This window comes from Devosia sp. Soil_C_22, assembly GCF_057657195.1.
In genome coordinates this window covers 956,687-980,756 of sequence record NZ_JBDGIY010000001.1, presented here as the reverse complement: position 1 = coordinate 980,756, position 24,070 = coordinate 956,687, and the positions used below count along the sequence as shown (strand labels likewise).

The 24,070-nt window shown below is 67.1% G+C and carries 22 protein-coding genes and 1 tRNA gene; 11 read left to right on the top strand and 12 right to left on the bottom strand.

Annotated elements, in window-relative coordinates:
- Nucleotides 1–233 precede the first annotated feature (233 nt).
- Both AC3A6I_RS04530 and bglA read left to right on the top strand, forming a co-directional pair.
- A complete protein-coding gene (locus AC3A6I_RS04530; RefSeq protein ID WP_487542041.1) occupies nt 234–533 on the top strand; it encodes a GIY-YIG nuclease family protein in 300 nt (99 codons plus the stop codon).
- 308 nt (nt 534–841) lie between these two features.
- Nucleotides 842–2,497, top strand: coding sequence for a beta-galactosidase BglA (gene bglA / locus AC3A6I_RS04525; RefSeq protein WP_487544981.1), 1,656 nt, complete (start codon nt 842–844; stop codon nt 2,495–2,497).
- On the opposite strand, the gene AC3A6I_RS04520 is transcribed toward bglA, so the two are convergent.
- From AC3A6I_RS04520 to AC3A6I_RS04490, 7 genes are all read right to left on the bottom strand, one after another.
- Nucleotides 2,384–4,036: an ATP-binding cassette domain-containing protein gene (locus tag AC3A6I_RS04520; protein WP_487542039.1), complete on the bottom strand. Its 1,653-nt coding sequence runs from the start codon at nt 4,034–4,036 to the stop codon at nt 2,384–2,386. The genes bglA and AC3A6I_RS04520 overlap by 114 nt on opposite strands.
- On the bottom strand, nt 4,023–4,838 hold the full coding sequence (locus AC3A6I_RS04515; protein WP_487542037.1) for a hypothetical protein: 816 nt from the start codon (nt 4,836–4,838) through the stop codon (nt 4,023–4,025). The genes AC3A6I_RS04520 and AC3A6I_RS04515 overlap by 14 nt, the downstream gene beginning before the upstream one ends.
- Complete coding sequence (locus tag AC3A6I_RS04510; RefSeq protein WP_487542035.1) at nt 4,835–5,602, bottom strand: ABC transporter permease subunit; 768 nt, start codon at nt 5,600–5,602, stop codon at nt 4,835–4,837. Before AC3A6I_RS04510 ends, AC3A6I_RS04515 begins: the two co-directional genes overlap by 4 nt.
- Before the next feature lie 281 nt (nt 5,603–5,883).
- Entirely contained in the window at nt 5,884–7,479 is a 1,596-nt protein-coding gene (locus AC3A6I_RS04505; RefSeq protein WP_487542034.1) for an ABC transporter permease, read from the bottom strand.
- 69 nt (nt 7,480–7,548) lie between these two features.
- Nucleotides 7,549–8,595: an extracellular solute-binding protein gene (locus AC3A6I_RS04500; RefSeq protein WP_487542032.1), complete on the bottom strand. Its 1,047-nt coding sequence runs from the start codon at nt 8,593–8,595 to the stop codon at nt 7,549–7,551.
- Between the two features lie 206 nt (nt 8,596–8,801).
- Nucleotides 8,802–9,836, bottom strand: a complete 1,035-nt coding sequence (locus AC3A6I_RS04495) for an extracellular solute-binding protein (RefSeq protein WP_487544980.1) — start codon at nt 9,834–9,836, stop codon at nt 8,802–8,804.
- 220 nt (nt 9,837–10,056) lie between these two features.
- Nucleotides 10,057–12,864, bottom strand: coding sequence for a sensor histidine kinase (locus tag AC3A6I_RS04490; RefSeq protein WP_487542030.1), 2,808 nt, complete (start codon nt 12,862–12,864; stop codon nt 10,057–10,059).
- Between the two features lie 310 nt (nt 12,865–13,174).
- Here AC3A6I_RS04490 and AC3A6I_RS04485 point away from each other — a divergent pair.
- The 3 genes from AC3A6I_RS04485 to AC3A6I_RS04475 all read left to right on the top strand — a co-directional run bounded on the left by AC3A6I_RS04485 (nt 13,175) and on the right by AC3A6I_RS04475 (nt 14,231).
- Nucleotides 13,175–13,251 (top strand) — tRNA-His (locus AC3A6I_RS04485).
- Nucleotides 13,252–13,339: 88 nt separating this feature from the next.
- A complete protein-coding gene (locus AC3A6I_RS04480) occupies nt 13,340–13,870 on the top strand; it encodes an AAA family ATPase (RefSeq protein WP_487542028.1) in 531 nt (176 codons plus the stop codon).
- Between the two features lie 103 nt (nt 13,871–13,973).
- Nucleotides 13,974–14,231 (top strand): hypothetical protein, encoded by a 258-nt coding sequence (locus AC3A6I_RS04475; protein WP_487542027.1) that lies wholly within the window; start codon nt 13,974–13,976, stop codon nt 14,229–14,231.
- Here AC3A6I_RS04475 and AC3A6I_RS04470 read toward each other — a convergent pair.
- The 3 genes from AC3A6I_RS04470 to AC3A6I_RS04460 all read right to left on the bottom strand — a co-directional run bounded on the left by AC3A6I_RS04470 (nt 14,228) and on the right by AC3A6I_RS04460 (nt 17,633).
- Nucleotides 14,228–16,174, bottom strand: a complete 1,947-nt coding sequence (locus tag AC3A6I_RS04470; RefSeq protein WP_487542025.1) for a TadE/TadG family type IV pilus assembly protein — start codon at nt 16,172–16,174, stop codon at nt 14,228–14,230. The genes AC3A6I_RS04475 and AC3A6I_RS04470 overlap by 4 nt on opposite strands.
- Nucleotides 16,175–16,223: 49 nt before the next feature.
- Nucleotides 16,224–16,844 (bottom strand): L,D-transpeptidase, encoded by a 621-nt coding sequence (locus AC3A6I_RS04465; protein WP_487542023.1) that lies wholly within the window; start codon nt 16,842–16,844, stop codon nt 16,224–16,226.
- A 363-nt stretch (nt 16,845–17,207) separates the two neighbouring features.
- Nucleotides 17,208–17,633 (bottom strand): response regulator, encoded by a 426-nt coding sequence (locus AC3A6I_RS04460; RefSeq protein WP_487542021.1) that lies wholly within the window; start codon nt 17,631–17,633, stop codon nt 17,208–17,210.
- Nucleotides 17,634–17,692: 59 nt separating this feature from the next.
- Here AC3A6I_RS04460 and AC3A6I_RS04455 point away from each other — a divergent pair, with 59 nt between their 5' ends.
- Together AC3A6I_RS04455 and AC3A6I_RS04450 are read left to right on the top strand one after the other, a co-directional pair.
- Complete coding sequence (locus tag AC3A6I_RS04455) at nt 17,693–18,316, top strand: DNA-3-methyladenine glycosylase I (RefSeq protein WP_487542020.1); 624 nt, start codon at nt 17,693–17,695, stop codon at nt 18,314–18,316.
- Nucleotides 18,317–18,567: 251 nt separating this feature from the next.
- On the top strand, nt 18,568–18,720 hold the full coding sequence (locus AC3A6I_RS04450) for a hypothetical protein (RefSeq protein ID WP_487542018.1): 153 nt from the start codon (nt 18,568–18,570) through the stop codon (nt 18,718–18,720).
- A 55-nt stretch (nt 18,721–18,775) separates the two neighbouring features.
- On the opposite strand, the gene AC3A6I_RS04445 is transcribed toward AC3A6I_RS04450, so the two are convergent.
- Nucleotides 18,776–18,994, bottom strand: coding sequence for a hypothetical protein (locus tag AC3A6I_RS04445; RefSeq protein WP_487542017.1), 219 nt, complete (start codon nt 18,992–18,994; stop codon nt 18,776–18,778).
- A gap of 97 nt (nt 18,995–19,091) precedes the next feature.
- Entirely contained in the window at nt 19,092–19,331 is a 240-nt protein-coding gene (locus AC3A6I_RS04440; protein ID WP_487542015.1) for a hypothetical protein, read from the bottom strand.
- Between the two features lie 429 nt (nt 19,332–19,760).
- Here AC3A6I_RS04440 and hisS point away from each other — a divergent pair, with 429 nt between their 5' ends.
- Genes hisS through AC3A6I_RS04420 form a run of 4 tightly spaced genes read left to right on the top strand, consistent with a single transcriptional unit; the run spans nt 19,761 to nt 23,768 of the window.
- Nucleotides 19,761–21,206: a histidine--tRNA ligase gene (gene hisS, locus AC3A6I_RS04435; RefSeq protein ID WP_487542013.1), complete on the top strand. Its 1,446-nt coding sequence runs from the start codon at nt 19,761–19,763 to the stop codon at nt 21,204–21,206.
- Nucleotides 21,203–22,288 carry an ATP phosphoribosyltransferase regulatory subunit gene (locus AC3A6I_RS04430; RefSeq protein ID WP_487542012.1) on the top strand — a complete coding sequence of 362 codons (1,086 nt, stop codon included), beginning with the start codon at nt 21,203–21,205 and terminating at the stop codon, nt 22,286–22,288. The genes hisS and AC3A6I_RS04430 overlap by 4 nt, the downstream gene beginning before the upstream one ends.
- On the top strand, nt 22,285–23,019 hold the full coding sequence (gene hisG / locus AC3A6I_RS04425; protein WP_487542010.1) for an ATP phosphoribosyltransferase: 735 nt from the start codon (nt 22,285–22,287) through the stop codon (nt 23,017–23,019). Before AC3A6I_RS04430 ends, hisG begins: the two co-directional genes overlap by 4 nt.
- Nucleotides 23,016–23,768 carry a TSUP family transporter gene (locus AC3A6I_RS04420; RefSeq protein WP_487542008.1) on the top strand — a complete coding sequence of 251 codons (753 nt, stop codon included), beginning with the start codon at nt 23,016–23,018 and terminating at the stop codon, nt 23,766–23,768. The genes hisG and AC3A6I_RS04420 overlap by 4 nt, the downstream gene beginning before the upstream one ends.
- Nucleotides 23,769–24,070: the final 302 nt, after the last annotated feature.

The following is a 24,070-nucleotide window of genomic DNA, read 5'->3' as shown; positions in this document are numbered from 1 at the left end:
GGGCGGGCTCTGACCACGCATAACCACCGGCCGTCATCCCGGCGCAAGCCGGGATCCAGTGCTCTAGCCGCGGGTTGGGCGCGATCGCGCCGATCTTTCTGCGATGGACCGGCGCGGCCGGCGGTACGTTCCCTTCCGAGCAGTGGGTCCCGGCTTGCGCCGGGATGACGGCCGGTGGTGGTCCATGGTTGACGGGCACGACCGAGAGCTTCAGCCTGTGCCGGGGGGGAGCGATGGGCAAGCAGTTCTTCGTTTACATGATGGCGAGCGCCAAGCGGGGGACGATCTACACCGGCGTCACTTCCAATCTCGTCGGGCGGGTGTGGCAGCACAGGACGCATGCGATCGAGGACAGTTTCACGGCACGATACGGGGTCACACGACTGGTGTGGTTCGAGGAACAGGGCGACGCCGAACACGCGATCATACGTGAGAAGCGGATCAAGGAGTGGCGGCGGGCGTGGAAGGTTGAGCTGATCGAACGCGACAATCCGCGGTGGGACGATCTCTGGGATCAGATCGTTGGCTCCTGAGCTGACACAAACTCCGGGCGTCATCCCGGCGAAAGCCGGGACCCAGGGCGCCGCGCGTTCCATACGCGATGATCGCGCCGATCTTTCTGCGATGGACCCGGCGCGATGGAGCCCAGGCCAAAGGTCCGAGCAGTGGGTCCCGGCTTTCGCCGGGATGACGGCTGGTGGTGGCCGTCAGGGGTGCGGCACCGGGCACCTATGCATCCGCCCGCGATTGACTCGCCTCGCTCCGGTGCGCGACACCACGGCAGCACCTGAGCAGGAGTTGCCCGATGAGTGTCGTGCCGCCGCTGATGGCCGTGCCGCCGATGACCGAGCCGAAGGCGACGCCGGAGCAGCCGATGGACCGGGACTGGTGGCGCGGGGCGGTGATCTACCAGATCTATCCGCGCTCGTTTCAGGACCATAACGGCGATGGCGTGGGCGACCTTGTCGGCATCACCGAGCGGCTCGACTATGTCGCGGGGTTGGGGGTCGATGCGATCTGGCTCAGCCCGTTCTTCACCTCGCCGATGAAGGATTTTGGCTATGACGTCTCGAACTATCGCGACGTCGACCCGATCTTCGGCACGATCGGGGACTTCGACCGGCTGATCCAGAAGGCGCATGCGCTGGGGCTGAAGGTGATCATCGACCAGGTGATCTCGCATACGTCCGACAAGCACCCGTGGTTCACCGAGAGCCGGCAGAACCGGACCAACCCGCGCAATGACTGGTATGTGTGGGCCGACCCCAGGCCCGACGGCACGCCGCCCAACAACTGGCTGTCCATCTTCGGCGGTTCGGCGTGGGCGTGGGACAGCCGGCGCATGCAGTATTACATGCACAACTTCCTGACCGCGCAGCCGGACCTCAACTTCCACAACCCCGACGTGCAGGACGCGGTGCTGGCCGACATGCGCTTCTGGCTGGAGCGCGGAGTGGACGGATTCCGGCTCGATACGGTGAACTTCTACTTCTGTTCGCTGGGGCTGGAATCGAATCCGGTGGTGAAGCCGGAGGAGTTCAACGCCTCCACCGCACCGGCGGTGAATCCGTACAATTTCCAGGAGCATGTGTACGACAAGAGCCGGCCGGAGAACCTGCAATTCCTGACCCGCATCCGGGCGCTGCTCGACGAGTTTCCGGGGCGGACGAGCGTCGGCGAGATCGGCGACAGCCAGCACCAGCTCGAGGTGATGGCGCAGTACACGTCGGGCCACGACCGGCTGCACATGGCCTACACGTTCGACTATCTGGGCGGGGCGTTCGACGCGAACCACTTCCGCAAATCGATCGACCTGACCGAGAAGGATGCGCCGGACGGGTGGATCTGCCTCGCCTTCTCCAACCACGACGTGGTGCGGCACGTGAGCCGCTGGATGGCGCATGGCGACCGCGAGGCGTTCGCCAAGCTCGCGGCCTCCATGCTGCTGACCATGCGCGGTTCGGTGTGCATCTATCAGGGCGAGGAACTGGGACTGACCGAGGCGGAGCTGGCTTTCGAGGACCTGGTCGATCCCTACGGCATCGAGTTCTGGCCCGAGTTCAAGGGTCGCGACGGCTGTCGCACGCCGATGGTGTGGCAGGGCGCGGCGCATCTGGGCGGCTTTTCGACGGCGCCGCGGGCGTGGCTGCCAGTGCCGGGGGCCCATCTGCTGAAGGCGCCGGACATCCAGGAAAAGCAGAACGACTCGGTGCTGCACCACTACCGCGCCACGCTGAACTTCCGCAGGAACCACAAGGCGCTGGCGAAAGGCACGATCAAGACGTTCGATGCACCCGAGGGCGTGCTGATGTTTTCGCGCGAGCTCGACGGCGAGCGGGTGCTGTGTGCCTACAACATGACCGCGAGCCCGGTGGCGGTGCCCCTACCCCCAGGCGTCGTCGTCCGCAGTCTCGACGCGCCCGGCTCGGTGCCGGCGCCCCTCGACCGCGAACTGAGCCTCCCCGGTTTCGGCGCCTTCATCGGCGGGCTTGACTGAGGGCGCAGCGGACTCGGCAGACGGTTGTGGGACGGGCTCCGGCGCCGGGGCGACGGGCTCGGGTGGGCCGGCTGGGATCGCCGGCGCCTCGGCCACCGGCATTGCGGCCGGCCTGACCGGCTCGGCCGGAACTGTCCGGGGCGGCGTCTCCGCCGGTCGAGCAGGTTCCGGCGCCGCCTCCGGCGCGGAAACCACGATCGGTAGCGGACCCGGATAGGGCGATCTCAGCAGCGTCTTGGTGGCGGCGTGGGTTGCTTCCTGCTGCAGCTGGGTGGGCGTGCCGGTTTCGACCAGCTTGCCGTGATCGAGGACGTGCACTCGATCCGCCAGCAGGCGGAGCACGGCGAGGCGGCGGCTGGCGACGAGGACGGTGATGCCGTAATCGGCGCGAATGCGGTTGAACAGGGTGAGGAACTCCGCCTGATCGACCGGATCGAGCATGGCCGTGGGCTCATCGAGCAGGATCAGGCTGGGGCGCCCGACGAGGGCACGGGCGAGTGCGAGGCGCTGCAACTGCGGCGGCGTGAAACCGGCGGGCAACCGATCGAGGATATCGGGCTCGAAGCCGACGAGGCGCACGGCTTCGGCGAGGCTTTCGGCCTGCTCGTCGATGAGCAGGTGCTCGTCGACGCGGAGCGGCTCGGCAAGCGTGAAGCCAACCGGCAGATCGGGATTGAAGGCGGTGTGTGGGTCGGGAAGCACGATGGCCATGCGCACCTGCGCTTCGTGCGGCAGGTCGCTGCCGCGATAGGCCTGACGCGCGAAGGCGAGCTGGCCGGACTGGGCGCGGCCGAGACCGGCGATGAGCCGGAGCAGCACCGATTTGCCAGCCCCTGCCCCGCCGAGGATGCCGATGGCCTCGCCGCGGCGGACGACGAAGCTCACGCCATCGAGCGCGACCGTCGCCGGGGCGCGGCGCAGCCAGGTCTGCATCGGACCGGGGAAGCGGCGGGTGACGGCATCGAGTTCGAGCAGGGTTTCGCCGACCGGCGGACGGGCCAGCGTGCGGGTACGGGGCCGCTCTGCGGCGAGCAGTTCGCGGGTGGCATCGTGGCGGGGGCGATCGGCAATGGTGGCGGCGGAGGCGCGTTCGACGATGGCGCCGCCGGACAGCACGGCGATGTCGAGCTCCATGGCCAGCGGCAGGCGGATATCGCGGGTGAGGATGAGCAGGCCCGCATTGAGGTCGCGGGCGGCGGTGATGAGCGTGGTCAACAGCCTGGCGCGCGGCTCGGGGTCCAACGTGGCGCCGGGCTCGTCGGCAACGATGAGCTCGGGGCGGCGAGCGAGCTGGCGCTCGAGCGCGGCGAGATCGTCGGTGGGCCGAAGCAGCGCGATGCGGCGCGGCAGGACGCAGCGGCCGGTGAGTTGCGCCTGGCCGGGGCGGCCGGCCAGGGCGTCGGCAAGCGCGGTCTTGCCGGCGCCGGAGCGGCCGACAATGGCGAGACTGGCACCGGGCTGCAACGTGAGATCGAGGCCGGCGATGCGGATGCGGCCAGCGATGGCGATACCGAAGCCTTCGAGCTCAACGCCGGCCATCGCTGCCTCCGTCCAGGCCGAAGGCGATGAGTTTCAGGCCAATTACGATGGTCAACGCGAGGAGGCCGGGGGCGATGACCAGCAGCGGGCGGGCGAGGCCGAATGGCTGCGCCTCGCGCAGCAGCAGGCCGAGGCTGGCACCGGGCGGCAGGGTGCCGAGACCGGCGAAGGAGAGGCCGAGCTCGAGCAGGACGGCGAGGGCGAGCAGTTCGGCGGCGAGCGCGCCGAGCTTGGGCAGCAGGCGCGGCAGTACGTGGCGCTGGGCCGCGGCGATCGGACCGAGGCCGGCGACGCGGGCGCTCGTCACGAAATCCTGGGCCCAGAACGGAGCGACGAGGTGCCGGGAGGCAGCAAGGGCGAACAGGATGCCGGGCAGAGCGATGGCGAGGATGACGGTGAGGTTGCCGACGGCGGATAGAGCCGAGAGGACGAGGCCGATGATCAGTCCGCCGGGAAGGACGAAACCGGACCCGAGGTCCGGCGCGGGGCCGCGATAAACCGCGAGGGCGGCGCCGATGGGGATGCCGACGAACAGGCCGAGCAGCGTGCCGAAGACGGAGAGCAGCAGCGTGCCGAAACTGCCGGACATCAGGGCGGAGACGACATCGCGCCCGGCTGGGTCGGTGCCGAGCCAGTGGGCGGCGTCGGGGTCGGCCAGCGGAGAGAAAAGCGTCGCTCCATGCGGGGTCCAGAACAGCGAAATCAACGCTGCGAGGATGGCCGCCGCAGAGACAACGCTACCGAGCAGGAGCGGTAGGGAGGGAAGCCGGCGGGGCGGCACGAAGGTCGCCTCGATGGTCACCGGCGCAGCTCCGGGTCGAAAGCGAGGCGGAGGAGCGACAGGGCGAGCGCGCCGAGGGCGGCGACCAGGGTGAGGACGAAGAGGCCGCTGCGCAGCGCGCTCAGATCGTGCTGTTCGGCGGCGCCGACGATCAGGCGGCCGAGGCCGGGGAGGTAGAACACGCCTTCGACGAGGATGGCGCCGATCAGCAGGGTGATGAAACTGGCGCCGAGGAGCCGCGGCAGGGCGCGGAGCAGGGTTGGGCCGACAGCGCGGGGATCGGCATCGGGGTGACGGGTCGGCGCGAGGAGGTCGCGGGTGCGCGTGGCGATGGCGCCGGCTTGCGGCAGGCCAAGGGCGATGGCGGGGAGGATGAGCGAGGCGAGCGCAGCGCTCGGATTGTCCCATGGCACGAAGCCGCTGGCGGGTAGCCAGCGCAGCATGCCGCCGACGCCGAGGGCGAGCAGCAGGCCGAGCCAGAAGGGCGGGATGACGGCGAGGATCGCGGCGATGGTGTCGATGAGGCGATCGAGGATGGAGGTGCGAACAGCCCCGACGGCGAGGCCGAGCGCGGCGACCAGCGAAGCGAGGAGGACAAGCGGCAGGGTGATGGCGAGGCGCTGCCAGGCTTCGGGACTGGTGGCGAGGGCGAGGGCATGGGCCCAGGCGGCGGGATCGAACAGGGTGCCGGTGGGGAGGAGGTCCAGAAGGACAATGAGGAGCAGCCCGGCGCCGAGGACAGCACCGGAGAATGCGGCCAGCCGCATGATGAGGAAATCTCGCATGCTTCGGCGCCCCAAAGCCGAACCGTGTGGAAGGAAGTCCTGTGCGGCTAAGCTTAGGCGAGGATTGGGGGATTTGCCAATCGGGGTGCGTGATGTGGGTCGGGGCATAACGCACCCCCTCCGAGCTGCGCTAGGCAGCGGAGCTGCCAAGCTGCGCTTGCCTCCCCCATCTAGGGGGAGGTGGGGGGCCGGTGGGTGTGGCCGCCCCCTCCACCAGCTTCGCTGGTCCCCCTCCCCCGCCACGCGGGGGAGGATTGCGGAGAGGCCGGTGGGCTTGGCCCTCAGCGGCGGTCGCTGAGGCGGGTGCTGAGGATGACGGGGACGAGGCCGATAAGCACGATGGTCAGCGCGGGCAGCGCGGCTTCGGTGAAGAGCGAGACGTTGGCACGGGCGTAGACGACGGTGGCGAGGGTTTCGACGCCGAGGGGACGCAGGAGGAGCGTGCCGGGCAGCTCCTTGACGATCTCGACGAAGACCAGCGTCACGGCGGTGAGCAGCGCCGGCGACAGCGTGGGAAGATCGACGCGCAGCAGCAGGCGCCAGCCGGTGACGCCGAGGACGCGGCCGGCATCGAGCACGGTATCGCCGCGCTTCCTGATCGCCGCATCGATGGTGGAGTGCGACACGGCGAGGAAGCGGATGGCGTAGAGATAAAGCAAGGCCGCGGCAGAACCCGACAGGACCAGCCCGGGGCGCCAGCCGGCCACCGCCATGGTGAGGCGGTTGAACCAGAGGTCGGCCTGGCCGAGTGGCTGCAGCAGACCCAACGCGAGCACCGTGCCGGGGATGGCATAGCCGAGCGTGGCGATGCGGATGAGGTTGTGAGCGGCGCGCTTCGTGCCCAGGCGGGCGGCCATGAGGCCGATGCAGACGGTGATGAAGGCACCGGCCGCGGCCAGCACGATAGTGGTGGCGCCGGCGTTGAGGGCGAGATCGAGCGCCACCGGGCTGAGGTTGCGGAAGGCCAGCACCAGCAGTTCGCCACCCGGGATGCCGAAGCCGAGGACGAGCAGGAGCGCGCAGAAGCCGGCGGCGAAGGCGGCGTGGGCGCCGACGAGGCGTTCGCGCGGCGGGGCGACGCGGCTGTCGCGGTGGAGCATGTAGACGCGGTTGCGGCGGGCCCACTGCTCGGCGAGGATCAGCAGCGCGATGATGAGCACGATGGTGACGGCGAGCTGGGCGGCGCCGCCGAAATTCGAGCGGTTGATCCAGGTGGAATAGATCACCGCGGTGAGGCTGTTGACGCCAAAATACTGCACGGCGCCGAGATCGTTCACCACCTCCATCATGGCGAGGGTGACGCCGACGACGAGCGCCGGGCGGCTCAGTGGCAGGGTGACGGCGAAGAAGGCGCGAACGCCCCCTGCCCCGAGCGTGCGCGCAGCGGCCGAAACGCTGCCCGACTGCATGACGAAGAAGGCGCGGCAGGCCGCATAGACGTAAGGGTAGAGCACCATCGAGAGGACGAAGGCGCCGCCGGCATGGCTGCGGATCTGGGGGAACCAGTAGTCGTTGACGGTGGTGCCGCCGAAGACGGCGCGGACCGCCTGCTGGATGGGTCCGGTGAAATCGAGGAACTCGACCCAGGTGTAGGCGGCCAGGTAGGTCGGGACGGCGAGCGGCAGCACCAGCGCCCATTCGAAGATGCGGCGACCGGGAAAATCGAAATGGCTCACCAGCCAGGCCGAGACGAGGCCGAGGATGCCGGTGAGGATGCCGACCGAGACCATCAGGGTCGCGGTTTCGCGCAGGGCAGTGGGCAGCATGTTGGCGGCAAGGCCGCCGGCGCCGGTGGCATCGAGGGCGGAGACGGCGAGCCAGATGATGGGCAGGCCCATCAGCAGCACCAGCACAATGGCCGAAACCGGCGGGAGCATGCCCCCGCCGGTTCCCGATTTCGTCGATGCTGTAGACGCTTGGCTGATGCTCAGCCTCCAGTGGGTCGCCTAGTTCTGGGCACCCTCGTTGAACTTCAGCTCGTCGACAAGGGCCGCCGCTTCATCGCGGAAGGTCGCGGTTTCGGCCAGCGAGACTTTCGAGGCGTTGAGCGCGCCCCAGCTCTGGGTGAGTTCGGAGGGCTGCACCGAGGTCACGGCCGGGAACTCGTAGTTGGCATCGGCGTAGAGCTGCTGGGCTTGGTCGGACAGCAGGAACTCGATCAGCCGGTTGGCATTGGCGACGTTCGGCGCATGGGCGGCGATGAAGGCGCCGGCCGCATTCACCTGGGTACCGTCGGTTTCGGCACTCGGATAGATGATGCGCGCGGCGCCGGCCCATTCCTTCTGCTCGGGCTCGGACTCGTTGGTGAGCATCAGGCCCATGTAATAGGTGTTCGAGATCGACAGGTCGCAGCTGCCCTCGAGGATCGCCTTGACGCCCGCACGGTCATTGCCCGAGGGCGGATAGGCCATGTTGTCGCGCACGGCGGCCAGCCAGGTACGGGTTTGGTCGACGCCCCAGGTGGCGATGCGGTTGGCGATAAGGCCGATATTGTAGACATGCTCGCCCGGACGGGTGCAAAGGCGCCCCTTCCACTCGGGCTTGGCGATGTCCTCGTAGGTCAGGGCGGTCTCGGTGACGCGGTCCTTGCTGACGTAGAAGACGCGGGCGCGCAGCGAAAGCGCGGCCCAGGCGCCGTCGGCGTCACGGAATTCCGGCGCCAGGCGCTCGGTCAGCGCCGGGGTGGTGATCGGCTGGGTCAGGCCCTGGTCCTTGGCGGCGGCCAGGTTGCCGATATCGACGGTGAGCACGACATCGACGGGGGAGAGTTCGCCTTCGGAGGCGACGCGCTCGAGCAGGCCGTCACCGGCGTAGAGCACGGTGGCCTTGATGCCGGTTTCGGCGGAGAACTGATCGAGCAGCGGCTGGATCAGGCCGGGCTCGCGGTAGCTGTAGATATTGACTTCGCCGCTCTGGGCAAAGCTCGGCCCGGCGGTGCCGGCAATCATCGCTGCGCCCAACACGGCAGCGGATAGTCGCATCGTCATGGTCATTCCGTAACTCCAAACGCCGTCGGCCCCTCTAGCTTCCGGCCCGCGCTGAATGACTTTGTTGATGCCCATGGTCAACAAAAACTGCCGTCGGCGTCGGGCCCGCGAGACCAGGCGCTTTAGAAGCATTCCAAACAGTGGCAGAGAAAGTCCGGTGCAAGGCCGGTTTCGTGACACCGACACGGCGCCGGGGATGCGGCAATCAGCCCCTACTGCTGCGGGCCTTCGTCGAAACGCAGCTCGTCGACCAGCGCGCTCGCTTCCTTGCGGTGCGCGGCGATCTCGGTCAGCGGCGTGGTGTCGGCCTTGAGCTCGCCCCAGCTGGCGACGAGATCGGACGGGGCGACGCCGGGGACGACCGGGAACTCGTAATTACCAGAGGCGTAGAGGTGCTGAGCCTCGTCGGAGAGCAGGAATTCGACCAGCTTCTCGGCATTGTCCTTGTTCGGCGCGAACCTGGCGATGACGGCGCCGGAGACATTGACCTGCGTGCCGTCGCCATCGGCGTCGGGGTAGATGATGCGGGCCGAGGCGGCCCAGGTCTTCTGCTCGGGCTCGGCGTCGTTGTTGAGCATCAGGCCCATGTAATAGGTGTTGCCGATGGCGAGGTCGCAACTGCCGTCGAGGATCTTCTTCACCTGGTCCCGGTCGGCACCGGAAGTGGGGCCGTTGAGGTTGTCGCGCACGGCGGCGAGCCAGTCGCGCGTCCTGTCGAGGCCCCAGTGGGCGATGCGCGTAGCGATCAGGCCGATGTTGTAGACGTGCTGGCCCGAGCGGGTGCAGAGACGCCCCTTCCACTCGGGCTTGGCGATATCCTCGTAGGTGAGCGCGGTTTCGGGCACCCGGTCCTTGCTGGCGTAGAAGACGCGGGCGCGCAGCGACAGGGCAACCCACTGGCCGTCGGGGTCGCGATAGGCATCGGGGATGCGCGCCAGCGCTTCGGCGGGAAGCGCCTGGGTGATGCCGTAGTCCTTGGCGTTGGCGAGATTGCCGATATCGACGGTGAGCACGACGTCGGCGGGCGACAGTTCGCCCTCGGCCTGCACGCGCTCGAGCAGGCCATCGCCGGCGTAGAGGACGTTGGTCTTGATGCTGGTCTCGGCGGTGAACTGATCGAGCAGCGGCTGGATCAGGCCGGGCTCGCGATAGGAATAGACGTTGACCACGCCGGACTGGGCCAGCGCCGGACCGCTGCCGGCGACAATCAGCGCGGCGATGAGGGCGGGGACGAGTTTCACGGCGATCTCCTATCGGCAGGCACGTGAGGCCTGCTTACGCCTAAGCTGAGGGGGGCTGTCAAGAATCTACTGAGTGAGGTTGATCGCCCCCTCTCCCTTTGGGGGAGAGGGTTGGGATGAGGGGGCCTTGCCCCAATCTCCGTGATAGCAGAAAGGCCCCCTCACCCGCCGCTGCGCGGCGACCTCTCCCCCAAGGGAGAGGTGGGATCCGGTGTCCAGGCTGCGCCTAGTCCCGAACCAGATCGGGCGTGATGAGCAGCGAGAACAGGTTGCCAGAGCCGGCGGCGGGGTCGACCGAGAGCGACAGGGCGTTGACGGCGAGCAGCGAGCGGGTGAGTGCGAGGCCGACGCTGGAGCGGACGGGCTGCAGCGCTTCGCCGTCGCGGCCGACGCCATCGCGGAAGACGACGAAGCGTTCGCCGAGGTCAGTGCGGGCATCGCCATTGTCGCGGACGTTGACGACGATGGCGCCGTCGTCGGCGCGCTGGGCCGAGAGGATGACCGAGCCACCGGCCGGGGTCTGGTCGATGGCCGAGGCGAGGAGGTTCAACACCGCCTGGGTCAGCGAGGCGCGATCGGCGGTGATATGCGGCAATCGCTCGGAGACGCCGTTGCGCACCAGCACGCGGGCCTCGCCGGCTTGCGGGCGGACGCGGGCGAGGCAGGCATCGAGCAGGTCGGCGAGGTCGATGTCGTCGGGATGGGCCGGATAGCGGCCATCCTTGAGGCGGGCATAGTCATCGAGCTCGTCGATGAGGGTGGCGATCTCCTGGCCGGCGGTGCGGATATCCTGGGCGTATTCGAGATAGCGCTGGTTCTCGATGGAGCCGAAGGCGGCCGAGCGGATGATGTCGGCAAAGCCGATGACGGTGTTGAGCGGGCGGCGCACGCTGCGCGACACGCGCGTGAGCATGGAGGGCTCGACATCGTCGGCCGGGCGCTGCGGAATGAGGGGGGCCGGCGCCGCCGCGGCGCCGAGCTTGCGCAGGAAGCCGAAATAGCCGGTGACGATACCGGCCTGCCCCTGCGCGAAGAGCGCGAGCCGGACATTGGGCGCAGCGCCGGTGAAGACGATGGCGGGGCGGGCGGTTTCGGCGAAACGGGCCGGCCGTTCGAGGAACTGGCGCAGCTCGGTGATCTGGCCCGGATCGACGAAGCTCGCGAGCGGCTTGCCGACGATCTCCTCCTCGGTGGCGCCCAGGACGATGCGGCCATGGAGCGAGACGGAGGTGACTGTGCCGGAGGGATCGGCGGCGAGGAAGCCGTCGTCGGTGGTTTCGGCGGCGAGCTGGGCGAAGGCGCGGACGGCGGACTCGTGGCCGAAGCGGTTCTCGGCAGCGCTGGCCGACAGCATCAGCGCCGGGCGGCCGTGCCAGGTGATCGACTGCAGGCGGGCGTTGACGGCGGCGAGCGCGCCGTCGCGGCGGACGAGCTGGGTGACCGGGCCGGCGATGGCCGTGTCCTCCGAAGGGAAGATCGCCGTCAGACCGGCAGCGCGCAGGCTCTCGATGCTGTCGTAGCCAGTGAGATCGGTGAGGGCACGGTTGGCGAACAGCACCTGCTGGTCGCGGAAAACCAGGATGCCGAGCGGCAGGCGATTGAGGATGAAGGTCTCGCCCGACAGATTGATCAGCGCACCTTCGTTGGCGGGGCGTACCACTTGCGGCGCCTGCTCCTCCGGGGGCGGCGGAGGCGGGTGGCCGCTGACACGGTCGGCGAGGATGCGGCTCAACTCATCGAAATTGTAGCGCGAGACGCGCTCGACAGTCTCGGCGTCGGGTGGAGCCTCGGCGGCGGGAGGCTCCTCCTCAGCCGCGAGGTCAGCCGCGAGCGGCGTGAAGCCGCGTCCGACGACGCGCCAGACGGTGGGCTTCTGGGTATCGGACTCGGGTTCGAGCGGCTCGTCGGCCGCCGCCGAGGACGTCGCCTCGGCGGCGGCCAGTTCCTCGCGGATTTCGGCCAGGTCATCAGCCTCGGCGTCGTCGGCATATTCGATGAGCGCCGCGATCACGTCGGGTTCGGGTGTGGCGGGCTCGGGCGGGATGATGGGCTGGGGCTCGACCGGCCGGAGGACGAGCGGGGTTTCAGCCGCCACCGGCGGCGGGCCGTCGAAGTGCTCGTCAGCGGCCGTGAGCGGCGCGTAAAGCTCGGAATCGTCGGCGAGGCGATCGAACAGCGAGGCGAGTTCGCCCTCGCCGGGGGCCGGCGCCGGGATGGATTCGACCCAGGTCTCTTCCTCGGCGACCACAGGCTCGTCGTCGGCATGCTCGGCCGGCGGCAGGCCCAGGGGCAGCAGCGGCTCGATTTCGCGAACCGGCGACGCGGGCGGCGGCAGTTCGTCGCTCGCGGCGCCTTCCTCGGCGCGGATTTCCGCGATGGTGGGTCGCTCGGGCTCGGCCGGCGCAGCACCCTCGAAGACGAGCAGCAGGGCCTCGTGCGGGCTGGCCTTGAAGCGGGTGAGCTGCAGGGCTTCGCCGGCGAGATCGACGGCCCCCTCCTCTGCGGCGATGGGCAGGCCCTCGCTCTCGATGATGGGCGCATAGGCGTCGATGGCGTGGGCGGAGCCGCCGGTGATCTGGCCATCTTCGGAGACGAGCAGGTACTCGGCGCCCGCGGGCAGGATGCCGCGCGTGAGCGCATCGACATTGGCAAGGTCGCGGGCCTCGAGCAACTCGGGGTCGATGGGATCGACGCCGACGATGAGCAGTGCGACCTCGCCCTCGCCTAGCGCGAGCGGCGTACAGGTGCAGGTGGTCGAGACCGGCTTGTCGCCGGCGAGGAACTGCATGCGGCTCAGGCTGGACCGGTTCATCGTGCCGAGCCGGATCAGGCGGGTAATCTGGCCCTTGATCGGCACGGCGTCGGGAGCGAGCTTGATGCCGTGCTTCTTGGCGCGGCCGTGGAAATAGCGCGCGGCGTCGTTGCGCCAGAGCAAAACCTCGCCATCCTGCGACCACAGCCAGGCGGGTCGCGCATCGGCCCAGTGGGCGAGCACCAGGCGACCGGTCGGCGATTTGATCCACTCTGGCTGCACGCGGAACTCGTTAACGGCCTGTGCCAATTCGGCACAAAGCGAACTCTGAACTTAATCTTTCCCTAAATATCGTGGGGGTCCCGGTGGGTCCATAGATGGCCAACGTCCGCGCCCCGCATTCGCTGCCGATGGTTAAGCGCGGTGGCTGAAGATGGGCTGAAAACGGTGCTTGCAAGCGCGAGCAAGTGAAACTATGGTCCGCCGCGCTGGAGCAGGGTCGGGAAAGCAAGGCTTTCCGGCACTATCCTGCGCCCACCGAAGATCAGGGCCGCCCTCGCTCGTTGCAGCGAAGCATGGACCTGCCGGCCGGGCCGCCTTAGCTCAGTTGGTTAGAGCGCTAGATTGTGGATCTAGAGGTCCCCCGTTCGATCCGGGGAGGCGGTACCATCTTCCGGGGTTCAGCACCCTCCCCCACCGACTGACGACCCGGCTCACGCCGGGCTGACATCCCATCACCAGACATGGAGCGTGCCGGATGGCTCGCGAATTCATCCTGACCGGCGCTCCCGGCGCCGGGAAAACACTGCTGCTGCGGGCTCTCGAGGCGCAGGGGACCGACGTGGTCGAGGAGGCGGCGACGGACGTGATCGCGCTCGAGCACGGGCTGGGCATCGCGGAGCCGTGGACCCGCCCGGAATTCATCGAGACGATCGCGCGGCTGCAGGTGCAGCGGCTGGCGCGACCTGCTGCCGGCGAGGTACGCGTGTCGGACCGCTCGCTGATCTGCACCGTGGCACTGGCCGAGTATCTCGGTCATCCCGTGCCCGCCTTCCTCACCGAGGCGATAGAGCATGCCATCGCGGCTGGCCGCTTCGAGCGGCGGGTGCTCTTCGTCGAGCTGCTGGGCTTCATCGAGAATACGGCCGCGCGGCAGATCAGCTACGCGGAAAGCCGGCGGTTCGAGGCCTTCCACCTCGCGGCCTATGAGCGATTCGGGTTTTCACTCAGGCGCATCCCGCCTCTGCCGGTAATGGAAAGAGCAGCGCTGGTCCGTTCATATTTATGAACGAAGCATGAATGGGGCATTGGCGGTGGGTTCAACGCCGGCTTGCCACTGTGGCGGCACCTGGCCCCGCAACCAAGGCGGGGATCGGGCGTTGCCGGAGACCATGACCTTGCACAGCCACATGAAGATGAACCGCCGGGTGAATTCCCCACACCATCTCACCTCGCCGCTGGCGAGCCGGCGGGCACGTGAATGGCTGGCCGTGGCGAACGACATGGTGCCGCGCTCGCGACTGCGACTCGCCCCGATCGACGAGCCGGAGCTGCCCATGACGATCAGCTTCGAAGGGCTAAGCGACGAAGAGCAGCGCACGGCGCTCGCCGCCTTTCCAGGCGGCAGGCGGTTTGTGCTGGAGGGCTAGAGCGACAGGCGCAGGTCGGTGATGTTCTTGCCGATGGCATCGAAGGCAACCAGCAGGCCCTCACCGTTGGTAGCTTCGTAGAAGCCGCCATTATCGGTGGCGCAGTTCTCGAGCATCGACCTTACGGTAGCGCGCTGGGTCTCGTTCCGGATTTCATCGAGGGCGAAGGCGACCGTGTAGATGATGATGTCATCGGCGGTCGTGTTCGGCGTACCGTTGGTGGCGATCTGGTCGCACAACTCGATGCCCTGGGCCGTAGAACCGGCGGGAGCGTTGCAGTTGATGCGTTCGTTGTCGCCGCCCGCGATCGAGTCCGAGTCCTTGGAGACGACGCCGTTGCAGTAGGCCGTGTTGAACAGGCCGTCGGTCATCAGCACGATGACCTTCATGACCGGTTCGGCATCGTCCGCGGTTGGATTAGCCGGCACGAAGGTGTCGGGCTCGTCGGCCCACAGGGCGCCGAAATTCGGCGAGAGCAGATACCACGCCCAGGCCAGGCCGATGTGACCGGCAGTCGAGCCGGTAACCGTCAGGTCATCCGTCTCTGCGTGCAGGACGTCCTTGTTGTCGGTCAGGGGCACGATGACGTTGCTCGGACAGGCGTTGGTGCTGTTGTCCGGATAGTGGCGGCCGAGCCAGGTCGCGGCTCCGCTTGGCGCAACGTTGGTATAGAGGTTAGCCCCGGCACGTTCGGTCGCGCAGGTGGTGATGCGCGCGGTGCGATAGCTGGAGCCACCACTCGCGGTCTGGTACCGGTAAAACTCGCAGGGACGCTGGCCGGCGGTGTAGGTGGTGCACCACACGTTGCCGCCACCGCTGTAGGACGAGCCATATTCGGGCCCGACAGAGTCCTTCAGCTTGAAGCTGTTGTCGTTCTTGTCCTTGACCTGCCAGGCCTTGTTGTTGAGGCCGCTGAGCCCGCCAACATCGGTAGTGACGATCCAGTCATTGTTGACGAAGCCATGGCCGGTCGCCGTCACCGTGACCTCGCAGGTCGTCAGGGCGCATTTTCTCCAGGTGCCACCGCTGCTGTAGTTGCTGTAGCCATTGGTGTTGACGGTAGCGCCGTTGGAAAACTGCTGCAGCGAGAAGGTGTTGTTGTTGATCTTCACGACGCGGTAGGCTTGGTTGTTGATCTGCGTCATGCCCCGGACATCGTTGATGCCGATGATATCGCCCGTGACCAGGCCATGCCCGGCCGAGGTGATGACGCCAGGCCGATTCCGCGTGATGGCAGTGATGCTGCCGCTGCCCGTCGCTGCCGCCCAGACTGCACCTGGCGTCGACATCGGCTTGGCCGGCCACGGTTGGCCGCGTATCGTATTGGCGTAGCTGGAAACATTGACGCCCATCGAATAGGGCACGATCGCCATACGGGAATAAGTCGGCTCCTGATGGTCCTCGTCCTTGACGATGGTGTCGATCAGCCCCGAGGCCGCGGTTTCGAGCACGTCGATCTTGTCCGCGCCGGCCATCGACAGCGTGATGTCCAGGGCGAGGGCGACTTCGAGGTTGATCGAACCCTTGGTGGCCTCGGACACGATGCCCGCGGTGAGGGTCTGGATGCCGACCAGTTGCACGAAGGCCATGGGAACCGTCACGTCGCCGGTGAGCCGCAGCGTGCCAGCCTCGCTGTTGATGTCGGCGGCGGTGACGTTGACCGTGACCTGGGGGACATTGGCGAGCCGCTCGCGCACGACGGCCTGGGCCTCGGCGATCAGGTCGTCCTCGCTGACGTCGTCGTCGTAGATCTTGGGCCCGAGGCCGAGGGCAGCCGAATCGAGGGCGATCTGGGCACGGGTGCGCGCCGTTTCCATCGAGGTGTAGTCGACGGCGGCGCCGGCGAGCGCCACGAGGACGATGGCCATGACGCCGAAAATGACCGCGAAGATACCCCGCTCGTCGGAGTGGAAGCGCTTGAGCAGCGCGATGAAGGCGTGCATGGCCCGAAATCCCCCAGGATTTGGGCGTGACTATCGGTGAAAAACCTAACTAAAGCACAATCACCCGAGCGCCAATTTTTACACGTTCGTAGAGATCTTCGACATCAGCATTGACCATGCGGATGCAGCCGGAGCTGACATTCTGCCCGATGGTCCAGGGTTCATTGGTGCCGTGGATGCGGTAGAGCGTCGAGCCAATGTAGATGGCGCGGGCACCGAGCGGATTATTGATTCCGCCGGGCATGTAGTCGGGCAGGCCCGGCTGGCGGCGCTTCATCTCGGCGGGCGGGGTCCAGCCCGGCCACTCGCGCTTGTTGGTGACCTTGTGGGTGCCGTTCCACTCGAAGCCGGTGCGGGCGGTGCCGATGCCGTAGCGCAGGGCCTTGCCGTTGCCGAGCACAAGATAGAGGAATTTTTCGCCCGTATTGACGACGATGGTGCCGGCCGGCTGGTTGCTGCGATACGCAACCGTCTGACGCCGGAACTGGGGGCTGAGCTTCACCTTGCCGGACTTGAGCCGCACTTCGTTGCGCGGCCGGCCATCGGCGCCGTTCGGATGGAACAGGTCGAACAGGAAGGTCCGCTGCGCCGCAACGGCGGCATCGGTGAACGCGGTCGCGGTGAGAACGAAAGCAGCGGCAGCAAGAAGCGCGCGGGACGAACGCAGCATGGCACACCCATCGGAATGTTACGCGGGACGGAGCATGCCGGAGAATGCCGAAGCGGCGGTGAAGGGGAATGGTAAAGGAAGGGAGAAGGTCGGAAGTCGGAAGTCGAAGGTAGAAGGTAAAAGGTAGAAGGTAGAACAGTCAGCCTGGTGTTTGTCCAACGGCTGTCACCCCTGCGAAAGCAGGGGTCCAACTCTCGGCCCGCTCAGGCGGCGCCATGGATCCCTGCTTTCGCAGGGATGACAATTGCGTCTGCAGCTAGTCTACCTTCTACCTTCTACCTTCTACCTTCTACCTTCTACCTTCGACTTCCGACTTCCGACTTCCGACCTCCGACCTTCTACTTCCGACTTCCTCCGACCTCCTCACAACAGCACCCTGCCCGCCTCGTCCTGCTGGCCCCAGCCGGAGGGGAGGAGCTTGCCGAGGGCGGCGGAGGCCTGGTTGAGGGCGACGGGTTTTACGAGGATGTCGCCGGCGCCGAGCTCGCGGGCGCGCGCGAACATCTCCTTCGTCGGATAGGCGGTGATCACCACCACCGGGACCGGCGGGGCGCCGATGCGCGGATCGCGCAGGATCTCGAGCACGGCAGCGCCGTTCATTTCCGGCATGTACCAATCCATGAACACGATATCGTAGCGATTGGCGCTGATCGCCCCGATGGCCGGGGCGGCGGAGGCCAGTTCGTCGACGGTGCCGAGGCCCAGCTTGCGCAGGGTTGCGGCGACGCCGGCGCGCGCATAGGCATTGTCATCGACGACCAATGCCTTCAACTGTTGCGGAACGATCAAAGGCGTTGGCCCCCAAGCCGAATCGCCACCCTCGCCACATCATTGAGCCGGAGCACCCAATGTCAATTGAGCAGGAGATTTCGGGCGAGCAGCGGACGCGCTGCGGCTGGGCCGGGAGCGATACGCTCTATGTCGGCTACCACGACGGCGAATGGGGCCGGCCGGTGGTGGATGACAACCGGCTGTTCGAAAAGCTGTGCCTCGAGGGTTTTCAGTCCGGGCTGGCCTGGATCACCATTCTCAGGAAGCGCGAGAATTTCCGGAAGGCGTTCCTCGGGTTCGAGATCGACAAGGTGGCGGCGATGGGCGAGGCCGACATCGAGCGGCTGGTGCTCGATGCCGGGATCATCCGCCACCGCGGCAAGATCGCCTCGACCATCAACAATGCCAAGCGGACACAGGAAATCCGCAAGGAGTTCGGCTCGCTCGCGGCCTATATCTGGCGGTTCGAACCCGAGCCGGTGAAGGGGCCGGTTACGATGGGGCAGATCCCGGCGCAGACCGACGGCTCGAAGGCGCTGAGCAAGGATTTGCGCAAGCGCGGCTTCTCGTTCGTGGGGCCGACGACGGTCTATGCGTTCATGCAGGCCATGGGGCTGGTGAACGACCACGTGGACGGGTGCTTCTGCCGGGGCGAGTGCGAGGCAGAGCGGAAGGCGTTGAAGCGGCCGGGGCGCGGGTGATACTGCGCTTGCAGTCCCGCACGGTGTCATTCCCGCGAAAGCGGGAACCTCTGTTTTGTGCGCGAGGCCAAACAGAGATCCCCGCTTTCGCGGGGATGACCCGGTGTGTGGTCGTTCGTGTGGATCGCAGCCCGAGTGTGTGACCGCCCCCTCCACCAGCTTCGCTGGTTCCCCTCCCCCGCTGCGCAGGGGAGGATCACGGAGAGGGCGGCGCTTGCTTCCCCGACTACAGCCGCTGCATCAGCAGGGCCATGACGGAGCAGTTCGATACGCTCGCGGAACTGCTTTTCGTTCTCATCGACGAAAGGCTGGGCGGCGAGCGCTCGCTTGCGACGGCGGCGGAAGAGGAATTTGAACAAAGACATGGCGTTTCCGGACGCGGGGTTGGCCGCGCCGGCTCCTGAAAAGATGATGGCGATGGTGCGAGACCCGGGAGCCGAAGCTCCCGGGTGAAGGCGCCTAGAGGTGCATGTCGGGCGGCAGGCCGATATCCTTGAGCAGATGCGGCGACAGCTGACCGGACCTGGCGACCGGCTGGCGGTAGAGCGTCTTTTTCAGCAGGGCATTGGCCCGGCGCTCGAGGATGAACAGCTGCAGCCGGGCGATGAGCCCGAAGCGCAGTTCGATACGGCTATCGGGAACGCGCGCGTTGCGGCGTTCCTGGAGATCGTTCAGCATTTCCCTGTCCGGGGCAAAGCCCGGTCCCTCAATTGAATCTGCATCGGGTCGGCGACGCCCCCCAAGGGCGCCGCCGTGCCTGAACCTCCTTGGAGGCTCAGGGATGATCCCAGTAGCGGGCGGGCTCGATGACCTCGGGCAGGCCGAGATCGGTGCGAAGCCACGCCGCCACGGGCGGCGAGCCGCGCGAGCGGTAGCGCCTGGCGGCACGCTGCAACCGCAGGTTGGGAAGTATCGAGAGAACGGCTGAAACCAGCCGGCTGCCGAGAGCTTCCCGCGGCTTTGCGGGCGCATGAACGTGCGTGGTGGATTCGTGAGTGCGAAGATCAACAGTCATGATGTCATCCGGACGCAAAGCGGTCCGGTCCTCTGGTTGGAGACGGTTTTGGGGCGACGACGGATTCCGGACGCAGTACGGGCGGAAGCGAAGCCGGTGGCGAAACGGTAGGCTGGCTAGGTAAGGGCTGGTGAAGAGGCCTCGGGGGACGAGGCGGACGCCTTAAGCGGCGTTACGGAGACCAGCAGTGTTGGCGCCAGGACCGGTGACGTGATCGAACATGAACTTCATATGCACGCCTCCTTCTTTCGCTGGCGTTGAACGAGGGGGCTGATACGCCCATTCGTTGCCGATTCCAACCCCTGGTTGCGACAGGCTGACGCAGCCCGTATAGGACTGTTGCCGTATCGACACAGCCCCCTTCCTTGAGTCAGAGGGGGGTTTCCGTTAGGAACGCCACAGTTTCGGGCTCACCCCAGTTTTCGACCAATGACAGACAAGAAGAAGCTCATCGCGCCGCGGTTGCCGCGCGGCTTCGAAGACCGTTTGCCCGCCGAAATCGGCGCCATCAGCGAGATGACGGCCAAGATTCGGGCGGTCTACGAGCGCTATGGCTTCGATCCGGTCGAAACGCCGCTGCTCGAATACACCGACACGCTCGGCAAGTTCCTGCCCGACACCGACCGGCCCAACGCCGGCGTGTTCAGCCTGCAGGACGATGACGAGCAGTGGATGAGCCTGCGCTACGACCTCACCGCGCCGCTCGCCCGGCACTTCGCCGAGAATTTCCAGGAGCTGCCCAAGCCTTATCGCAGCTATCGCGCCGGCTACGTGTTCCGGAACGAGAAGCCGGGGCCGGGGCGATTCCGCCAGTTCATGCAGTTCGACGCCGACACGGTCGGCGCGGCCGGACCAGAGGCCGATGCCGAAATGTGCATGATGATGGCCGACACCATGGATGCGCTCGGCCTGGCAGGGAAGTACGTGGTGAAGGTGAACAACCGCAAGGTGCTGGATGGGGTGCTACACAGCGCCGGCGTAGCCGACGAGGCGCAAAAGCTCACCGTGCTGCGCGCCATCGACAAGCTCGACAAGTTCGGCACTGACGGCGTGGCTCTGCTGCTCGGCGCGGGCCGCAAGGACGAGAGCGGCGACTTCACCAAGGGCGCCGGGCTTAACGACGAACAGCGCGCGACTGTACTCAACTACGTGCGTGGTGAGACACCGGAGAACAATGAAGGCGTCGGCGAACTCGCCGTGATGCAGGCTCTGTTCGACGCCGCCGGCTATGGCCCCGACCGCATCAAGATCGATCCCTCCGTCGTCCGCGGCCTCGAGTACTACACCGGCCCCGTCTTCGAGATCGAACTCACCTTCAAGGTGCAGAACGAGAAGGGCCAGGACGTGGTCTTCGGCTCCGTCGGCGGCGGCGGCCGGTACGACGGGCTCGTCTCGCGATTCCGTTCGGAACCCGTCCCCGCGACCGGCTTCTCCATCGGCGTCTCCCGCCTCGCCAACGCCCTGAAGCTCACCGGCAATCTCGGAGCGACGCAGCCGGTGGGCCCCGTCGTTGTCCTCGTGATGGATAAGGAGCAGGTGCCGCGCTACCAGGCCATCACTTCGGCGCTGCGCAAGGCCGGCGTCCGGGCCGAGATGTTCATGGGCAACACCAAGAATTTCGGCAAGCAGGTGTCTTACGCCGACAAGCGCAACGCGCCGGCGGTGATCATCGAAGGGTCGCAGGAGCGCGAGCAGAATATCGTCCAGATCAAGGACATGTTCGTGGGCAAGGAAGAGGCCAAGCTGATCGAGGACAATGCCGAGTACAAGGCGGCGCGGCCGGGCCAGTTCGAATGCCCCGGCGATCTCGACAGCATCGTTGCGCGCATTTCCGAACTGCCCGCCGTGGCCGACCATCTCAAGGCGGGCAAGTGAAGACAGCGTCGGAGAGATATGCCGCGCTGGTGCGGCTGGTCGAATCGCGGACGGTGACGCGCGCCACCGTGCCGCTGCTGCTGCCGGCCGGGCCGTATTTCGACCTCGCGGGCGAGGAGTTCGGGCGGAAGCTCCTGCTTACCACCACCAATAACGGGCTCGAATACTGCCTGCGGCCGGACTTCACCCTGCCGATCGCCCAGCAATATCTCGAGGATGGGCTGGTGGGCGTGCCGTCGGCCTTCACCTATCTCGGCCCGATCTTCCGGCAGGAAAGCTCGGTGCCGGTGGAATACGAGCAGGCCGGGCTGGAACTCCTGGGCCAGCCGGACGCCGACAATGCGCTGGACCAGGTGCTGACTTTCGCGCGCTGGGCGCTCGCCATCTACGACATCACCGCTCCGCAGGTGCGGCTGGGCGGGGTCGGGTTGTTCGAGGCGTTCCTCGAAGCCGCGCAGATCGCGCCGGCCTGGCGTAGCCGCATCCGCCACCGCTTTGGCCATCCCGAGGCGCTGCAGCGGCTGATCGAGCGGCTGGAGACGCCGGAGGAGCGGGTCGATGGCCCTGCCCCGGACAGCCGCGACACGGTGATCGAGATCGTGACCGACGCCATGCTGTCGGGCGGCCTCAGCCTGATCGGCAGCCGCACGCCCGAGGAAATCGCCGACCGCTATCTCGAAAAGCAGGCGCTCGATGCCGCGCCGGTGCCGCCCGAAACCGTGGCGCTGCTGCAGAACTACCTGAGTGTTGCCGAGCGGGCCGACACGGCCTTCGACCGCATCTCGGAAATGTGCAGCGAGGCCGGGTTCGACCTCGACGAGGCGCTGTACCAGGTGCGCAACCATGCCGGCGCGCTGCAGGCGCTGTCTCCGGAGGCGGACGTGATCTTCGACGCGAGCTTCTCGCCGCGGCTCGACTACTACACCGGCATCGTGTTCGAGATGACCGGCTCGGACGGCGAAGTGCTGGCCTCGGGCGGCGAATATGACCGGATGCTCGAGCGGCTCGGCTCGGAAACCCCGGTGTCGGCGACGGGCTGCGCGCTCTGGGTCGATCGGCTGGAGCGGGAGGCGAGCCAATGAGTACGCTGCCGGGCGGGATCACGCTCGCCGTGCCCTCGAAGGGCCGGCTCGAGGAAATGACGCGCAAGGCGTTCTCGTCGTCGCGGCTGACCATCGCGCGGCCGGGCGGCGCACGCAGCTATATCGGCTCGATCAAGAACCAGCCGCAGGTGACAGTGCGCTTCTATCCGGCCGCCGAGATCGCGCGCGAGTTGATCCTGGGCGGGGTGGATATCGGGGTGACCGGTTCCGACCTGATCCACGAGGCGAGCGAGAACGGCGAAGAGAACGTGCTGTTCGTGCGCGGGCTCGGCTTCGGCGAGGCCGACGTGGTGGTGGCCATCCCCGATAGCTGGATCGACGTGCAGACGATGAGCGACCTTGCCGATGTCGCCTCGGATTTCCGGGCGCGGCATGGGCGCTGGCTGCGCGTTGCGACCAAGTATATCAACCTGACGCGCCGGCATTTCGCCAAATACGGCATTGCGGAATACCGCATCGTCGAGAGCGCCGGCGCGACGGAATCGGCGCCGGCCTCCGGCTCGGCCGACCTGATCGTCGACATCACCTCGACCGGCTCGACCCTCGCCGCCAACCAGCTGCGCGTGCTCGAGGACGGGCTGATCATGAAGTCGGAAGCGAACCTGATCGTGTCGCGCACCGCCGACTGGACGCCGCTGCGCAAGGCACAGCTCGAGGCGCTGCTGTCGATCATGGGCGGCGTGCCGCCCGGCATTTCGACCCTGCTTTGACCCTCGACCTCACGATTCTCGTTGCACTGGGCTTTGTGGGCCTGCTCGCGGGGTTCGTGGATGCCATTGCCGGCGGTGGCGGACTGATCGCGGTGCCGGCGCTGATGGCGGCGGGCGTGCCGCCGATCGCCGCCTTCGGCACCAACAAGGTGCAATCGGTGATCGGCACGATCATCGCGGCGATCACCTATTGGCGGAAGGGTTTCGTGTCGCTGCGCGCGCTGGCGGTAGCGATTCCACTGACCTTCGGCGGGGCGTTCCTCGGCGCATTGTCGGTCAAGCAGATCGACACCAGCCTCCTCGGCTATGGCGTGCCGGTGGCGCTGATCGCGATTGCGCTCTACTTCGCCTTCGCGCCCAAGCTGACCGACGAGGACAGCCACGCGCGGCTGCAATTCGCGCTGTTCGCGCCGGTGATGGGCTTCGTCGTCGGCTTCTACGACGGGCTGTTCGGGCCGGGCACGGGCTCGTTCATGACGCTGGGCTTCGTGGCGCTGTTCGGGCTGGGGGTCACGCGGGCGGCAGGGCACACCAAAGTGCTCAACATGCTCTCTAACCTGGGCGCGCTGGCGCTGTTCATCCCTTCGGGCGACGTCGTCTGGCCGGTGGCCGGGGTGATGATCGTGGGGCAGATTGTGGGCGGGTATCTCGGCGCGCTGACCGGGATTCGGTTCGGGGCCAAGGTGATCAAGCCGCTGGTGGTGGTGGTATCGGTAGCGCTGGCGGTGAAGCTGCTGATGTTTCCGTAGGGGCGCAATCTCACAGCAACGCACCCTCTCCCCCTAGCGGGGGAGAGGCGAGACTTGCGAGCGCAGCGAGCTAGTCGCAGCAGAGAGGGGGTGCGGTGGCACCGTGCCCTCCAACACCCCCCTCTCTTGCGAAAACTAAGGACTTGGCGAAGGGCCAAGCCCAAGTTTTCGCTTTCTCCCCCGCCTAGGGGGAGAAGATCACCGCGAGCACCAGCGCTTGCAGCAACCCACCCTCTCCCCCCTGGCGGGGGAGAGGCGAGACTTGCGAGCGCAGCGAGCTAGTCGCAGCAGAGAGGGGGTGC

Excerpts from the sequence above, each read along its gene's own strand:
- hisS (WP_487542013.1), top strand. The coding sequence starts at position 19,761 with ATGACAGACAAGAAGAAGCTCATCGCGCCGCGGTTGCCGCGCGGCTTC.
- AC3A6I_RS04455 (WP_487542020.1), top strand. The coding sequence starts at position 17,693 with ATGTCAATTGAGCAGGAGATTTCGGGCGAGCAGCGGACGCGCTGCGGC.
- AC3A6I_RS04505 (WP_487542034.1), bottom strand. The coding sequence starts at position 7,479 with ATGCTCCCGCCGGTTTCGGCCATTGTGCTGGTGCTGCTGATGGGCCTG.
- AC3A6I_RS04450 (WP_487542018.1), top strand. The coding sequence starts at position 18,568 with ATGACGGAGCAGTTCGATACGCTCGCGGAACTGCTTTTCGTTCTCATC.
- AC3A6I_RS04480 (WP_487542028.1), top strand. The coding sequence starts at position 13,340 with ATGGCTCGCGAATTCATCCTGACCGGCGCTCCCGGCGCCGGGAAAACA.
- AC3A6I_RS04445 (WP_487542017.1), bottom strand. The coding sequence starts at position 18,994 with ATGCTGAACGATCTCCAGGAACGCCGCAACGCGCGCGTTCCCGATAGC.
- AC3A6I_RS04465 (WP_487542023.1), bottom strand. The coding sequence starts at position 16,844 with ATGCTGCGTTCGTCCCGCGCGCTTCTTGCTGCCGCTGCTTTCGTTCTC.
- AC3A6I_RS04500 (WP_487542032.1), bottom strand. The coding sequence starts at position 8,595 with ATGACCATGACGATGCGACTATCCGCTGCCGTGTTGGGCGCAGCGATG.
- AC3A6I_RS04470 (WP_487542025.1), bottom strand. The coding sequence starts at position 16,174 with ATGCACGCCTTCATCGCGCTGCTCAAGCGCTTCCACTCCGACGAGCGG.
- AC3A6I_RS04475 (WP_487542027.1), top strand. The coding sequence starts at position 13,974 with ATGACCTTGCACAGCCACATGAAGATGAACCGCCGGGTGAATTCCCCA.
- AC3A6I_RS04520 (WP_487542039.1), bottom strand. The coding sequence starts at position 4,036 with ATGGCCGGCGTTGAGCTCGAAGGCTTCGGTATCGCCATCGCTGGCCGC.
- AC3A6I_RS04440 (WP_487542015.1), bottom strand. The coding sequence starts at position 19,331 with ATGACTGTTGATCTTCGCACTCACGAATCCACCACGCACGTTCATGCG.
- AC3A6I_RS04530 (WP_487542041.1), top strand. The coding sequence starts at position 234 with ATGGGCAAGCAGTTCTTCGTTTACATGATGGCGAGCGCCAAGCGGGGG.
- hisG (WP_487542010.1), top strand. The coding sequence starts at position 22,285 with ATGAGTACGCTGCCGGGCGGGATCACGCTCGCCGTGCCCTCGAAGGGC.
- bglA (WP_487544981.1), top strand. The coding sequence starts at position 842 with ATGACCGAGCCGAAGGCGACGCCGGAGCAGCCGATGGACCGGGACTGG.
- AC3A6I_RS04510 (WP_487542035.1), bottom strand. The coding sequence starts at position 5,602 with ATGCGAGATTTCCTCATCATGCGGCTGGCCGCATTCTCCGGTGCTGTC.